Source organism: Flavobacterium sp. HJSW_4 (assembly GCF_042436695.1).
Lineage (GTDB): Bacteria > Bacteroidota > Bacteroidia > Flavobacteriales > Flavobacteriaceae > Flavobacterium.
Map to the genome: position 1 here is coordinate 61,007 of NZ_JBHNPP010000020.1, position 14,727 is coordinate 75,733.

At 34.7% G+C, this 14,727-nt stretch carries 12 protein-coding genes; 6 read left to right on the forward strand and 6 right to left on the reverse strand.

From position 1 onward, the window contains the following. Window positions 1-9 precede the first annotated feature (9 nt). Both zwf and pgl read left to right on the forward strand, forming a co-directional pair. On the forward strand, window positions 10-1,539 hold the full coding sequence (gene zwf, locus ACE01P_RS17550; protein ID WP_379700184.1) for a glucose-6-phosphate dehydrogenase: 1,530 nt from the start codon (window positions 10-12) through the stop codon (window positions 1,537-1,539). Continuing rightward, a complete protein-coding gene (gene pgl / locus ACE01P_RS17555; protein ID WP_379700185.1) occupies window positions 1,523-2,239 on the forward strand; it encodes a 6-phosphogluconolactonase in 717 nt (238 codons plus the stop codon). Before zwf ends, pgl begins: the two co-directional genes overlap by 17 nt. A gap of 92 nt (window positions 2,240-2,331) precedes the next feature. Here the strand turns inward: pgl and ACE01P_RS17560 are convergent, their stop codons facing one another. From ACE01P_RS17560 to ACE01P_RS17570, 3 genes are all read right to left on the reverse strand, one after another. Continuing rightward, window positions 2,332-2,559, reverse strand: coding sequence for a hypothetical protein (locus ACE01P_RS17560; protein ID WP_379700186.1), 228 nt, complete (start codon window positions 2,557-2,559; stop codon window positions 2,332-2,334). Window positions 2,560-2,577: 18 nt separating this feature from the next. Next, window positions 2,578-3,615, reverse strand: coding sequence for a succinylglutamate desuccinylase/aspartoacylase family protein (locus ACE01P_RS17565; protein ID WP_379700187.1), 1,038 nt, complete (start codon window positions 3,613-3,615; stop codon window positions 2,578-2,580). Window positions 3,616-3,725: 110 nt separating this feature from the next. Beyond that, window positions 3,726-4,085: a nuclear transport factor 2 family protein gene (locus ACE01P_RS17570; protein ID WP_379700188.1), complete on the reverse strand. Its 360-nt coding sequence runs from the start codon at window positions 4,083-4,085 to the stop codon at window positions 3,726-3,728. Between the two features lie 242 nt (window positions 4,086-4,327). On the opposite strand from ACE01P_RS17570, the gene ACE01P_RS17575 reads away from it, so the two are divergent. The 4 genes from ACE01P_RS17575 (at window position 4,328) to ACE01P_RS17590 (ending at window position 10,901) form a co-directional block, all read left to right on the forward strand. After that, complete coding sequence (locus ACE01P_RS17575; protein ID WP_379700189.1) at window positions 4,328-4,687, forward strand: hypothetical protein; 360 nt, start codon at window positions 4,328-4,330, stop codon at window positions 4,685-4,687. A gap of 237 nt (window positions 4,688-4,924) precedes the next feature. After that, window positions 4,925-6,019 (forward strand): efflux RND transporter periplasmic adaptor subunit, encoded by a 1,095-nt coding sequence (locus ACE01P_RS17580; RefSeq protein WP_379700190.1) that lies wholly within the window; start codon window positions 4,925-4,927, stop codon window positions 6,017-6,019. A 50-nt stretch (window positions 6,020-6,069) separates the two neighbouring features. Next, window positions 6,070-9,186, forward strand: coding sequence for an efflux RND transporter permease subunit (locus tag ACE01P_RS17585; RefSeq protein ID WP_379700191.1), 3,117 nt, complete (start codon window positions 6,070-6,072; stop codon window positions 9,184-9,186). A 224-nt stretch (window positions 9,187-9,410) separates the two neighbouring features. Next, window positions 9,411-10,901, forward strand: coding sequence for a TolC family protein (locus tag ACE01P_RS17590; protein WP_379700192.1), 1,491 nt, complete (start codon window positions 9,411-9,413; stop codon window positions 10,899-10,901). 100 nt (window positions 10,902-11,001) lie between these two features. On the opposite strand, the gene ACE01P_RS17595 is transcribed toward ACE01P_RS17590, so the two are convergent. The 3 genes from ACE01P_RS17595 to ACE01P_RS17605 all read right to left on the reverse strand — a co-directional run bounded on the left by ACE01P_RS17595 (window position 11,002) and on the right by ACE01P_RS17605 (window position 14,636). Then, window positions 11,002-12,738, reverse strand: coding sequence for a CocE/NonD family hydrolase (locus ACE01P_RS17595; protein ID WP_379700193.1), 1,737 nt, complete (start codon window positions 12,736-12,738; stop codon window positions 11,002-11,004). Window positions 12,739-12,855: 117 nt separating this feature from the next. Further along, entirely contained in the window at window positions 12,856-13,575 is a 720-nt protein-coding gene (locus tag ACE01P_RS17600; protein WP_379700194.1) for a LytR/AlgR family response regulator transcription factor, read from the reverse strand. Beyond that, on the reverse strand, window positions 13,572-14,636 hold the full coding sequence (locus ACE01P_RS17605) for a sensor histidine kinase (RefSeq protein WP_379700195.1): 1,065 nt from the start codon (window positions 14,634-14,636) through the stop codon (window positions 13,572-13,574). Before ACE01P_RS17605 ends, ACE01P_RS17600 begins: the two co-directional genes overlap by 4 nt. Window positions 14,637-14,727 lie beyond the last annotated feature (91 nt).

A 14,727-nucleotide genomic window follows, 5' to 3' on the forward strand; every position in this document is an offset into this window, starting at 1 on the left:
CACCACACAATGACTAAAAATAAACTAAAGAATCCAACAATTATAGTAATTTTTGGAGGAACTGGGGATCTAGCGAAAAGAAAGCTCTTCCCCGCTTTTCAAAATCTGTACCTTGACGGACGTATGTCTGAAAAGTTTCAGATTATTGCTCTTGGTAGAGCTGAAAAAACCGATGAAGATTTTCGCGCTTATGTAGCGGAGAATTTAGATCTTTTTTCAAGAAGAAAAGGAACTAATGACCCAGAAACAGAAAAGTTTCTTTCGCACATTACTTACCACAGTCTTGACATTGACAAAGAAGAATCATATATCGGATTGAACGAGAAAATTAACAATTTTGATTTGGCTTTTGGCGAACGTGCTAATCGCCTTTTCTATCTTTCGATTACGCCTTCTTTCATTTCGACAATTTCGAGCAATATCAAGAAAATTGGATTGGCTGCAAATCCGAAACAAGATCGTATTATTATCGAAAAACCTTTTGGTTACGATAAAGCTTCTGCAATTGAATTGAATGAAATGCTTTCGCAAACTTTCAAAGAAGAGCAGATTTACAGAATCGATCATTATTTAGGAAAAGAAACCGTTCAGAATATTTTGGCTTTCCGTTTTGGAAATTCAATGTTTGAGCCTTTATGGAGTCGTAATTTTATTGATTTCGTGCAAATTACCGTTGCAGAAGAAGTCGGCGTTGAAGAACGAGGCGGATTCTACGAAGGTGTTGGAGCATTGAAAGATATGATTCAGAACCACTTGCTTCAAATTTTATGTATGACAGCTATGGAAGCGCCTGCTTCTTTAAACGCTGATGACATTCGTAATCGTAAAGCAGATGTTTTAAAATCGATTCGCAGAATTAAACCAGAAGAAGTGGATCATTATATTGTAAGAGGTCAATACGATGCTGGAGAAATAAAAGGTGTTCCTGTTCCAGGTTACCGTCAAGATAAAGGTATTGCTCCCGATTCTCTTACAGAAACGTATGTGGCAATGAAAATCTATTTGGACAACTGGAGATGGCAAGGAATTCCGTTCTATTTGCGTTCAGGAAAAAGAATGGAAGAAAAACAATCTTCAATCATTATTCAGTTTAAACCAGTGCCACATTCTTCATTCTCTTATGGCAAAGAAGGCATGACACCAAACAGACTGATTATCAATATCCAGCCTTCAATGGACATTAAGTTGCAATTTATGACCAAAAAACCAGGTTTATCTATGTCTTTAAGACCTGCTGAAATGGTTTTTGATTATTTTGCTTGCTCTACAATGTCGCCAGAAGCATATGAAACATTGATTGCAGATGCCTTATTAGGAGATCCTACTCTATTTATGCGTTGGGATCAGGTAGAAGAAGCTTGGGACGCAATTGAAACCATTCAGCAAGTTTGGAAAACAACTGCTCCGAAGAATTTCCCAAATTACAAAGCAGGAAGCTGGGGACCTGAAGAAGCCGACGAATTGTTAGCGCGCCAAGGCCACAAATGGATTCCGAATACACAAACAAAAGAAGAAGTTTTAAATGATACAGATTTATAATAATACAGAAGAAATTAATGCTACAGCTGCAGACCTTTTTGTCGCTTCTGCAGAAAAAGCTATTGCTGCAAAAGGCAAATTTACAGCTGTTCTTACAGGAGGGTCTTCTCCTGCAGGAATTTACAAATTATTAGCTTCTGATGCTTACAAAAACAAAATAGACTGGAGCAAAGTTTATATTTTTTGGGGTGACGAAAGATGGGTTCCGTTAAATGATGATTTGAGTAATGCTAAAATGTCTTATTCAACATTATTGAGCCACGTTGCTATTCCGCAAGAGAATATCTTCGAGATGTACAAAGACGGCGTAACTCCTGAAGAATATGCTACATCTTACGAGCAATCAGTTAGAACTGCTTTAGGCGAAGAAGGAAAATTTGACCTGATTTTATTAGGTATGGGAGATGACGGACACACGGCTTCTCTTTTTCCGGGCGAAGCTGTTTTAGAAGAGCAAACAAAATGGGTTGACGCTTATTATTTAGCTCCGCAAAAAATGTATCGCATTACTCTTACTGCACCATTAATCAATAAAGCAGAAAAAATCGTCGTTGTGGCTTTCGGAGAAAAGAAAACGCACGCTTTGAAAGAAGTTACAACTGGAGAATATAATCCTACATTATATCCGATGCAATTGATTAAACCAGTTTCTGGTGAATTATTGTTTTTGGTTGATAAAGCTGCTGCTGGAACAAACTAAGAAATTGGTTTTACAACTATAAAAAATTAAGGTTTATACTTTTCAGTATAAACCTTTTTTATTTTTCTTCTCTCGCAGATTTAGCAGATTAATTAAAACACCAATTCTAATATTAAAATTGTCAGTAGAAAAATGACTCCTAAAACAATAAATGATATAGAAGTCCAATATAACTTCAAATTGCTGTAATCTTTATAATAATCCAAAAGATTCTCTCTTTTTATTCCAGCTTCTGGTTTTCCATTATTTTTATATTTCTTGATATAAACAAGAGAACCAACTGCAATCATAAACAAGCAAACAAATATTAATTCTCCCATTTTTTCTCTAAAAATAGCTTAAAAGCCAATACAAAAAACCGTCTCCCCTTTATTCACAGGCGGCGTTCCAATTTTATACAAAATAACTCCAGTTGCTGGCGATTTAATTTCAGCTAAAACCTTTCCAAATTCATTAGAAACAAATCCGATTTTGTCGCCTTTTTTAATGTAATCGCCACTTTTTAAATTGCTTTGAAAAATTCCAGCAACTTCTGCTTTTACATATTCCTGATTGTTTAAATAAACCGCTGAAGGATTTTTCTCTGGAGCAGATCCGTTACTATACATTTCCATGTAATTGAGCATATTATAAACTGCTTTTTTAATCAAATGAACCGATTCTGTCTGCACATTTCCTAATTTTCCTGCTTCGATACTTAAAGCCGTTTTCCCGTTTTGTGAAGCTTGTTTGAAAGCATATTTTGCAGGTTCGGTTTTGGTGATCGTGTACGGATAAGAAACAATATGATTGATTCCTGAAATCTCTGAAAGTTTAGCGCTTAATTCTGTTTTCTTTTCTTCTGATGTATTGTTGTAATAACAAACAAACGGCAGTAAATCTTCGTTGGCATCGCCTCCATGAATATCTAAAAAAACATCTGACTGTGGAATAATCTGCTTTGAAATATAATTAGCAATTTGTTCTGTAATAGTTCCTGTTTCTGAACCTGGAAAAGCATTATTCAAATTTTTATGATCGGATGGATTTACAAATGGTGTTCTTTTGTAAAACGAACCGACATTTGCAATTGGAACAATAATCAAAGTTCCTTTTAACTTATTTGGATCTATTTCTTTTATTAATTCCTGAACTGCTACAATCGGAGGATATTCGTAACCGTGAATTCCTGCAATAATGGTAAAAACTGGACCTTTTTCTTTGCCTGAAAATATCGTTACAGGCATATAATTGTAAGGCGAGTCGGTTTTAAAATGAACTAAAGTATCCGTTCTTTTTCCGATATTTTCTTTTATTGATTTTTCTAGATTTTGTCCATAACCCATTACGGTTAGAATTAGCATTAATTTTGTTCCGAAAAGCTTTAAATAATTCACGTGGTATTCTTTTTATTATAGGAAACAACGTTTTGTTTCCTTGTATTCTTATAACGCAAAGATAAAAAAGTTAAATAGTTTGGGCTAAATAGTCGTTTAGGATTTCCTTTTTAATTCTCAATTAACTCGATATCCATCGTTTTAATCAAGCCGTCTTGAAAAGTATAAACATGTTTTACCAATCCGTCAAACATCAAATTACCTTGAAGATCTTTCACATTTTGGTGGACTTTTACTTCTAAACTTCCATTTTCTCTTTCGTCAAAACCAACCGGCAACACTTTCGGATTAATTTCTGTCCATTGTCTTGTCCAATATTCACGGATTTCGTCGTGACCGCTAATATAACCGCCTTCCCAAGCTTTTGACCATTGTACATTATTTTGCATTGTAGATAAACAATTATCTATATTTCTTTCGTTAAAAGCATTATACGCTTTTTCTATTACGTGTTCTAATTGATTTGACATATTTGATTGTTTTTTAATTAGTTCTATAAAAGTAGAACAGAAATAATAACTTTTTAGCACAAATCCGAATAAATATTAAAACCTTAAAAACCAACTTCAAATATTATCAAATTTTTAATTTTCACAGTTTTTAGAAAAAATTTAAGAAACCTTACTTTTCAAATTACTATATTTGGCGCACTTTAAACAATAATTAACTCTCTTTTTCTAAGGAATAAATTTTATAATCTACTGTACTGTAAATGAAACCGGTTAAGTTCATATATGTCGTTTTACTTTCGCTGCTTTGCTTTTTCAGAGGCACCGAAACGTACACGCCGATGTATAACATCAGTAGTTGTATTACCTTAGATAGTGTTGCGGCAGACGATACGCAGATTTTTTCTACTGACTTTTCTTCTTCTAAAAATCTAGAAGTTCATTACAAGCTCAAAAAGAAAATGAAATGCAGAGCGACTACTTTGGAACAAAGTACGATCAAAGCTCCGTATTTTAGCAATTTAGTCAATTTCAAACTCGCAAAAGAAACTTTAATATACGGTATAGCTTCAATATACCACATCGAAAGACATCCTCATCTACATTTATACCAACTTTTCTAGGCTTTAAATTTTTGACGTTTTTATATTCCAGTTTCTGGAATAATTCCTCATTTGCATACGTAATTGAGCCGTTATTGCTATAAAAACATTCCTAAAACGGTACTTTTCTAACAGAGAAGCATCCAAATCCATTATTATTTTCTGTTTCGATTGTTATCGAAAACAAAATCCAAATTCATAACTCCCGATATTTCACTATCAAGGGAGAACATCTATTTATTCAAAAATTTAAACCTAATGATGAGCATTTATAAAAATCCATTTCTTTTATGCACCTTGGCTTTATTCGTTTTAGTCTCGTGCGGAGATAAATCAAAAAAAGATTCAAATAACGTTAAAACATTTCCTGTTTATAAGGTTACTGTAAAAGACACTATAGTTTCGAGCAAATTTGTTGCCGATGTACATGCTAAAAATAATGTAGAAATTCACGTTCGTATTCCTGGTTTATTAGACAAAGTATACGTTAGCGAAGGTCAAAAAGTAAAAAAAGGACAAATCCTTTTCAAAATAAGCGATGTTGAACTTCAGATTCAACTTTTAAAAGCAGAAGCTGTTTACAAAAGTTCAAAAGCCGATTTAAGAATCGCAACTGTTGAGTTGGAACAAGCACAAACGCTTTTCAATAAAAAAGTAATTGCAGACAAAGAATTAGAATTATCTAAAGCGAAATATGAAGCCGCTTCCGCGAAAGTAGCTCACGCAGTTGCAGAGAAAAAAGCAATTGACCAACAAATTAGTTTCACGACAATCCGCGCGCCATTTGACGGAACGATTGACCGTATTCCGTTCAAAGAAGGAAGTTTAGTAGAAAACGGTTCATTATTGACAACAGTTTCTCAACTAGACGATGTTTACGCGTACTTCTCAATTCCAGAGAACACGTATTTCCAAATGATGGAAGACAAAACTTTAAACACCCAAGGCGACATTAAATTGGTATTGCCAAACGGACAAGTTTATGATCAAAAAGGAGAATTAAGAACCGCTGACGGAGAAATCGACAGACAGACAGGTTCTATTCAATACAAAGCAAAATTTCACAATCCACAAGGATTTATCAAACACGGAACTTCTGGAAAATTGATTATTTCAGAGCCAAAAACCAATGCAATTTTAATTCCGCAGAAAGCAGTTTTTTCTATTCAGGACAAGCAATACGTTTTCCGCGTGAACAAAGATGGAGTAGTTAAAATGACGAATGTTACAATTGAAACGACTCTAGATGATGTTTATATCTTGAACGATGGTCTAAAAAGCGACGACCTAATTGTACAAGAAGGTACGCAATCATTGAGAGACGGCGATAAAATCAACATGAAACAAATGTAGGTTATCGACCTGTAAAACAGTTATTTAATTATTTATCTAAAAAATTTAAAATGATAGAGTTATTTATCAGAAGGAAAATATTGTCATTAATCATCTCGGTTATGATAGTCCTTCTGGGATTGCTGGCGTTGTTTCAGCTTCCCATTACCCAATTCCCAGATATTGTACCACCGTCTGTAACCGTTACAGCAAAATATACAGGAGCAAATGCAGAGGTTTCCGCCAATGCCGTCGCTCTTCCGTTAGAAAGAGCCATAAATGGAGTTCCAGGGATGACTTATATGTCAACCGTAACTTCAAATGATGGTTTGACTTTAATTCAGGTTTTCTTTGAAGTAGGAACCGATCCCGATTTGGCTGCCGTAAACGTGCAAAACAGGGTTACCACAATTCTAGATGAGCTTCCAGAAGAGGTAATTCGTGCCGGAGTTACGACCGAAAAAGAGGTTAATAGTATGTTGATGTACTTGAACATTACAAGTACCGACAAAACTCAGGATGAGCAGTTTATCTTCAACTTTACGGATATTAACATTCTTCAAGAATTAAAACGTATTGATGGTGTCGGACGTGCCGAAATCATGGGACAAAAAGAATATTCGATGCGTGTCTGGCTAGATCCAGAAAAGATGCTTTCGTATAATATTTCTGCGAATGAAGTGATTGCTTCACTTCAAAAACAAAACATTTCTGCTGCGCCGGGTAAAGTTGGTGAAGGTTCAGGACAAATGAATAATCAGCTGCAATATGTAATTAAGTATGGCGGAAAATTCTTTGAACCAAAACAATACGAAGAAATTCCGTTAAGAGCCAATCCAGACGGAACAATTTTAAGATTAAAAGACATTTCGAAAATTGAATTTGGTGCAATGAGTTACGGAATGGTTTCTAAAACCGACGGAAAACCTTCTGCATCAATCATGTTGAAACAACGTCCAGGTTCGAACGCTTCTGAAGTTATCGCGAGCGTAAAAGAAAAAATGGCAGAGTTGAAAGTGTCTTCTTTCCCTCCAGGAATGGAATTCAACATTGCGTATGACGTATCTCGTTTCCTTGATGCTTCTATTCATGAAGTATTGAGAACATTGGTTGAAGCCTTTATTTTAGTGGCATTTGTAGTTTTCCTTTTCCTTCAAGATTGGAGATCTACTTTAATTCCTGTTCTGGCAGTTCCTGTCGCACTTATTGGTGCATTTACTTTTATGTCGATGATGGGATTCTCGATCAACTTATTGACACTTTTCGCTTTAGTACTTTCGATCGGAATTGTGGTTGATAACGCGATTGTCGTTGTCGAAGCGGTCCACGTAAAAATCACCGAAGAACACATGTCGCCAATGGACGCTACTATTAGCGCCATGAAAGAAATTACAGGTGCCGTTATCGCGATTACAATTGTAATGGCTGCGGTGTTTATTCCAGTTGCTTTCTTGAGCGGTCCCGTTGGAGTTTTCTACAGACAGTTCTCATTAACAATGGCAATTAGTATCGTGATTTCGGGTATTAATGCCCTTACACTTACTCCTGCCCTTTGTGCTATTATGCTGAAAGCACACGATCCTAATAAAGAGAAAAAATCGCTTTTAGATCGTTTCTTCCAAAGATTCAACAATTGGTTTGATAATATTACTTCAAAATACATCAAAGTATTAGTGAAATTCGCTGACCGTAACACGGTTACAGTTGGTTTATTAGTGCTGTTTTGTATTTTAACTTGGGGAACAACAAGATTTTTAGCATCAGGATTTATCCCTACGGAAGATCAAGGTATGGTTTACGTGAGCGTTACAACTCCTCAAGGAGCAACAGTAGAACGTACTGAAAAAGCGTTGGACGAAGTAACCAAAATCGCAAAAGGAATTCAAGGTGTTGACAACGTTACGACTCTTGCAGGGTACAGTATTGTTACTGAAATCGCTGGAGCTTCTTACGGTATGGGAATGATCAACTTGAAAGACTGGAGTGAACGCGATATTTCGGTTACCGAATTTATGGCCGAACTTACAGAAAAAACAAAAAACATTACCGACGCGCAGATCGAGATTTTCGCTCCGCCAACCGTTCCTGGTTTTGGTAATACGAGTGGTTTCGAGCTTCGTTTGTTAGACAAATCTGGAGGAAGTATTACGAATACCGATAAAGTAACCAAAGAGTTTATCAAAGAATTGAATGCTTCGCCAGAAATTCAGAACTCATTCTCGAGTTTTGATGCTACTTTCCCTCAATATTTAATTCATATTGATTACGATTTAGCTGCCAAAAAAGGAATTTCTGTAGACAATGCCATGAGCACTTTACAGACGATGTTAGGTTCTTTTTATGCAACCAATTTTATCCGTTTCTCTCAAATGTATAAAGTTATGGTTCAGGCGAGTCCGCAGTTCCGTCAAAATCCAGAAAGCATTTTGGATATGTATTTGAAGAATGACGCAGGCGAAATGGTTCCGTTTTCTACTTTCATCAAATTAGAAAGAGTTTATGGTCCAGAGGTTTTAACGCGTTACAATATGTATATGTCGGCTATGATTAACGGTGAACCAGCTGAAGGTTACAGTTCTGGAGATGCGATTGCAGCCGTGGAAAGAATTGCTGCAGAAAAATTGCCTAGCCGTTTTGAATTAGAATGGTCTGGTATGACACGTGAAGAGATTCTTTCGGGTAACCAAACAATCTACATTTTTGGGCTTTGTATACTTTTCGTATACTTATTATTGGCTGCTCAATACGAAAGTTTATTGCTTCCGTTCCCAGTATTATTGAGTTTGCCTGTTGGAGTTTTCGGTTCTTACATCGCACTTGTAATGGTCGGACTAGACAATAACATTTATGCCCAAGTAGCCCTCGTCATGCTGATTGGTCTGCTCGCCAAGAACGCCATTCTGATTGTCGAATTCGCTATGGCGCAAAACAAACTCGGACGCGATATTGTCGAAGCTGCGATTGAAGGAGCCAGACTTCGTTTCCGTCCTATTTTGATGACTTCTTTTGCCTTTATTTCAGGATTGATTCCGTTGTGTATCGCTTCTGGTGCGGGTGCAATTGGTAACCGTTCTATCGGAACTGCGGCTGCGGGTGGAATGTTAATCGGAACTGTATTTGGTCTTTTAATTATTCCTGGACTTTATATACTGTTTGCGAAATTGGAAAAACGAATGAGCAAATCTTAATACGTAATTTTTTAAACACATAGAATCATAGGATTTGGAATGCGTTGAAAGGCGTTTCACTTAGCTTAAATAAACATAGCTAAATGGTAATCACCAAAACATTAAGTTATGCCTATGTGTTAGAAACTAGTTTCTTTCCATTCCCTTTTCGAAAAAGAAAAACCTATGTTTCTATGTGTTAGAATAAAAATTTACATAACGGATTGAACAAATAAAATTAAACAATGAAAGAGATATTAAATCAATATAAAAATACTGATGTGATAAGGACAACTAAAAGCGCCGTTGCAATAACTGGAGTTTTACTTATAACAGCTTGTTCTGCACCAAAAGTCAGTAGTAAACTAGACGCTGCAAAGCTTCCAGACAATTTTGATACGCAGAAAAAAGAAGCTTCAACTGAGACTGAACCATTTATTCCGTTAAAAACAGAAACGTTTTTTAAAGATCCCAAATTAGAGGAATTACTAAAAAAAGCCATCACCAAAAATCCTGATTATTTAATTATGCAGGAGAGAATTTTAATTGCCAATTCGCATTTAAAAGTGGCTAAACTAGCACTTCTTCCCTCTTTAGATCTTGTGGCAGATGCTTCTGGAACGCATTACGGAAAATATACAATGGACGGGGTTGGTAACTTTGATACCAATTTTTCTCAAAATATTAACGAAAAACAAAGAATCAACGAAGATCTTACGCCTAATTTATTTTTAGGAGCCAAAGTTTCTTGGGAAGCTGATATTTGGGGCAAATTAAGCAATCGTAAAAAAGCGGCTCAGCAACGATTTTTTGCTTCTCAGCAAGGAATGCGTTTGTTGCAAACACGCCTTTTAGGAGATGTTGCTGACTTGTATTTCAAGCTTATCGCTTTAGACAAACAAGCCCTAATTTATGATGACAACTTAAAAACGCAGGAAAGAGCGCTTGATATTGTTTCGGCACAAAGATCGGTTGGAAAAGCTACAGAATTGGCTGTACAACAGTTTAATGCACAAAACAATAACATTCACGCCGAAGCATCAGAATTAAAATTAAGCATCGATCAAACCGAAAAAGCTTTATTGACTCTTTTGGGAGAATACGGCGGAAAAATCGACAGAAGCAACGATTTCTTATCTGGACATTTAGAGGTTTTAAATCAAAAAATAAGCGTGGATTCTATCATTCACAAAAGACCAGATGTATCTGAGGCTTACTTTGAATTATTAGCAAGTAATGCAGATGCGAAATCGGCTCGTGCGGCTTTTTTCCCGACTGTAAACTTGGGCGGATATGCAGGTTTCAATTCGTTTTCGTTCAATACTTTCTTTGATGCTGGTTCTTTCGCTTGGCAAATATTAGGCGGTTTGACAGCTCCAGTTTTCAATAAAGGTCAAATTAAACAGGAATTTTATGTTTCGAATAGAAGACAAGAAATTTCTTTTCTTCAATATCAAAATACAGTTACAACGGCTTTCAACGAGTTAAGTGCTTTATTGCATAGAAATCAAGCTTTTGAAGATGTTTTAAAATATAAATTAAATGAAATTGATCACTTAGAAATTGCCGTAAATGTCTCAAACGATTTGTATTTGAGCGGTTATGCTAATTATCTGGAAATCATCAATGCACAAAAAAACAAATTGCAGGCCGAACTGGATTTTGTCGACATTCAACTTCGAAATGCAAACTCACAAGTATTGCTTTACAAAGCTTTAGGCGGAGGAATAAATTAGTTTATATGTTGGTCAAAAATTGCTTCTGTTTATAATAGCTCATCGCAGAGGCTGTTTTATATCCCATTTCAAATTGAAATGGGATTTTTTTTTACCAAAATTATTTCCAAATCGGAATTTTCACAAAACTGTCATTGTACCATTTTATTTTTAAAGGCTCGTTTGCATCCTCAATTGTTTCCTTGCTAACCTCATTTCCTGTTCCATAATTCAACTCAGAAAAGGCATTTTTATTCACATTTAATGTAATCAGCAAACGGCTTCCCATTTGCAATTGCTTACTGACCAAATGGGTATTATAAAAACTAAACGATTCCATTTTATTCGGTTTCAATAAATTTCTCTTCGTACTATCTTTTGCATAACTGGCTCGACCTATAAAATAAGCCAAATGAAAATACGATCCGTCTGGCATAACTTCGTACAAAGTCACTCCAACATCCAAATCTTTTTTACTAATGCTCAGTTTTATTTCTCCTAAAAAAGAACCGTTAACCAGCAAAGGTTCTTTAAAAGGTTCACTAATAAAAGTAAATCCGTTACTCGTATCAATTTCTTTTCTTATAATGGGATCCGGATAATAATCATTGTTACTGATTGATCTGTCTGCAAAATCAACTTCCTGCGACAAATAATTTTTCTTTGTCGGTTTTTCTGAACTCAAAGTGTAAAATTTCTGTGATTTTGCATCCGAAAGATAAAATTTCAAATAGCCATTGCTCATTTTTTCAATTGATGGCGCGCTCCTCCACTCATTCGCTCCCATAACCTGATAATTAATTTGATCCTTTAAAATTTCTGGTTTTGGGCCGTTTTTTAAAATATAATCAAACCATTGATACGTGATTTCTGGAGTATTAATTAGTGCGTTTTCATCTACTTTATAGCCATTCAATACTGCCGCTCCTTTTCTTTGTGCTCCAAAATGACTGTACGGACCAATGATTAAATAAGGTCTATTTTTAGGGTTATATTTCTGAAGTTCTCTCAAATAATATAAACTCGAATTTTGCGAATCGTTATAATAGCCGTCAATTACCAAAATCGGAATATTGATCTGAGCAAAGTCCTTTTTATAAGGCGCCATTTTCTGCCAATATTCATCAAATGAAGGATGTTTTATCCAACGCTGAAAAAGTCGATTTGGACTGTTGTCAATGCTGTCCATTTTAGAATAAGCAACTCCTGTTTCCCACCATCTAAATTGCATTTTTCTAAAACGCTGCCTATCATTTCCTACAATGGTATCTAAATATTTGTTGTTCGCAACATAAAAAGACCATTCGTAATTCGGATTTATAAATACATTATTTTCCATTGGCAATCCCATTCCAGGCCTATTTGCAACATAAGGAACAATCGTTTTTAAAGCTGGATGCATTTTTTTACATGCTGCCCATTGCGTAAAACCATTATAACTTCCGCCGTACATTCCAATACTTCCGTTGCACCAGTTTTGTTTGCTAATCCAGTCTATAACATCGTATGCATCATTACTATCGTTTTCATACGGAAAAATTTCATCAGGACTAAATCGCTTGCCTCTGGAATAAGCAATCACTCCAACGTAATCATTATCAGCTGCTTTTTCTAAAGATTTAAGATCATTAGGAGAAACGTAAATTGTGAATTGAAATAGCACTGGTTTTGGAACAGAAACACCTTTTTTTCGTACTATAATAGCTGAAATCGAAGCTCCGTCTCGTGTCTTAATCATAACGCTGTCCTGAACATCGTAAGCACTTTTTAAATGCTCTGATACTGTCAATTTTGTTTGCTGACAAAAGACATTAGTTAGCATTAAAATAAATAATGCAACGCTTAAAACTGATTTCATAGGATTGATTTATTTCATTAATTATAAAAAACAGAAGCCTCCAGAACATATAAAAACGCAAATAATCAACTGCATTTTCAATGCCTTTAACAGATTTATTATTAAAAAAAGAGTATTTTAAATTCCGTTACTGTTTTTAAATTTAACGGATTGACGTTTGGAGACCTTCAGTAATTGACCAGTTTTGAGTTTTATTTCCAGCCAGCCTCCTACAGTTGTATTTATCTCTTCAATGTATTTAACATTTACTATTTCTATTCTGTTTATTCTGAAAAAAGTATTTTCGTCCAGAATTTCCTCCCATTGGCGCAAAGAACGTCTTTGCATTGCTTTTTTATCTTTAAAAAATAATCGGGTATAATTTTCAAGCGATTCTATTAAATAAATTTCATCTAATCGGATAAAGAATCGTTTTTCACCGTCTTTAATAAAGATTTTTCGATCTTGATTAATCGAATTATTTGTAGCAACTTTTGTCTCATTAGCATTTCGTATTTTTTCAATTGCTTTAGAAAATCGCTCTTCTCGAATTGGTTTCATCAAATAATCTAAAGCATTAACCTCAAATGCCTGAACTGCATACTGATCGTAGGCCGTAACAAAAATCACATCTGGCACATAACTTAATGTTTCTAATAAATCAAAACCCGATTGTTCTGGCATTTGAATATCTAAAAAAATTAGGTCTGGTAATTTTGTTTCAATCAAGTCTTTTGCGTCGTCTGCATTTTCGGCTTCGCCAATCACAATAAAATCTTCATATTCTAGCAATGCTCTTTTTAGTTCTTCTCTTGCCGAGCGCTCGTCATCCACGATAATAACTTTTATTTTTTTCATTTTGCTGGCAGTAAAATAGTTGCTAAAACCGTTTCATTTCCTAATTCTTTTATATCAAAAGTAGCTTCAGTGTTATATTGCAGCAATAATCTCTTTTTGAGATTCGTTAGTCCAATTCCTGAGCTTTGAACTTCTGTATTTAATTTCCCCGAATTCTGAACAGTAATTTTTATAAAATCCTGAATCAATTCGGCTTTTACATTTATAAATCCGCCATTTTTTCTTTTTTCAATTCCGTGTTTAATGGCATTTTCAACTAATAGTTGAATGCTAAAAGGAAGAATGAAATGACTAGATAAATTAACATTAGTTTCAATTTTCACTTCTAAACGCTCTTCAAATCGTATTTTTTCCAACTCCAGATAATCCTTAACAAGATTAAATTCTTCCTCTAAAGTTATAAACTGTCCTTTTGTATTATCTAACGAATTTCGAAGCAGTTCTGACAAAAGATCAATTGCTCTTCGTGCAGACTTCGGATTCTCCAAAACCAAATATTTGATATTATTTAAAGAATTAAAAAAGAAATGCGGATTAAGTTGTGCGCTAAGGCTTTGTAATTGAGCTTCTTTAACTGTAATTGATAATTGCGCATTTTCTTTTACTATTTGAATTTCCTGTCTTGAATAATGATAAAGATGGTATGCTAAAATCCAAATCGACATTAATCTGGTTCCAGTTATAAAAAGCTGCAATTGAACCGATTTGAAAAACACCCAAAATGAAACTGAATTCTCTCCCAGAACAAACATCCGAATCAGATATAACTTACCAGCAATCAAAAACATATAGAAAATCGAAAGCACTAAAACGCCACAAAATAATCTTGGAATTAGCTTTTTTAAGTTGAATTTATTCCATCCCTTACTTAAAGCAAAATTCCGGTATAAATGAGTTAATCCAATTCCAATCGAAACATCCAATATAAAATCGGCTAAACCCATTTTCCAAATAAAAGGGCCACTTATAAAAGCTACAAATCCCCAATATAAAGAAGCAGTAATCCATCCTATTAACTGGATTTTCCAATAGATCGATATTCTTTTTTTAATTATTTTCAATATAAAAATTATTAATGCTATAGTAAAGATATTTGTCTAATAGGGAACGAACAAATAAATGTACATGAAAGAAAAATTTTAGAGGATGAAT

What these genes read in the sequence shown, in the direction of transcription:
- zwf (WP_379700184.1), top strand. Translation starts at nt 10, where the DNA reads ATGACTAAAAATAAACTAAAGAATCCAACAATTATAGTAATTTTTGGA.
- pgl (WP_379700185.1), top strand. Translation starts at nt 1,523, where the DNA reads ATGATACAGATTTATAATAATACAGAAGAAATTAATGCTACAGCTGCA.
- ACE01P_RS17560 (WP_379700186.1), bottom strand. Translation starts at nt 2,559, where the DNA reads ATGGGAGAATTAATATTTGTTTGCTTGTTTATGATTGCAGTTGGTTCT.
- ACE01P_RS17570 (WP_379700188.1), bottom strand. Translation starts at nt 4,085, where the DNA reads ATGTCAAATCAATTAGAACACGTAATAGAAAAAGCGTATAATGCTTTT.
- ACE01P_RS17575 (WP_379700189.1), top strand. Translation starts at nt 4,328, where the DNA reads ATGAAACCGGTTAAGTTCATATATGTCGTTTTACTTTCGCTGCTTTGC.
- ACE01P_RS17580 (WP_379700190.1), top strand. Translation starts at nt 4,925, where the DNA reads ATGATGAGCATTTATAAAAATCCATTTCTTTTATGCACCTTGGCTTTA.
- ACE01P_RS17585 (WP_379700191.1), top strand. Translation starts at nt 6,070, where the DNA reads ATGATAGAGTTATTTATCAGAAGGAAAATATTGTCATTAATCATCTCG.
- ACE01P_RS17590 (WP_379700192.1), top strand. Translation starts at nt 9,411, where the DNA reads ATGAAAGAGATATTAAATCAATATAAAAATACTGATGTGATAAGGACA.
- ACE01P_RS17595 (WP_379700193.1), bottom strand. Translation starts at nt 12,738, where the DNA reads ATGAAATCAGTTTTAAGCGTTGCATTATTTATTTTAATGCTAACTAAT.
- ACE01P_RS17600 (WP_379700194.1), bottom strand. Translation starts at nt 13,575, where the DNA reads ATGAAAAAAATAAAAGTTATTATCGTGGATGACGAGCGCTCGGCAAGA.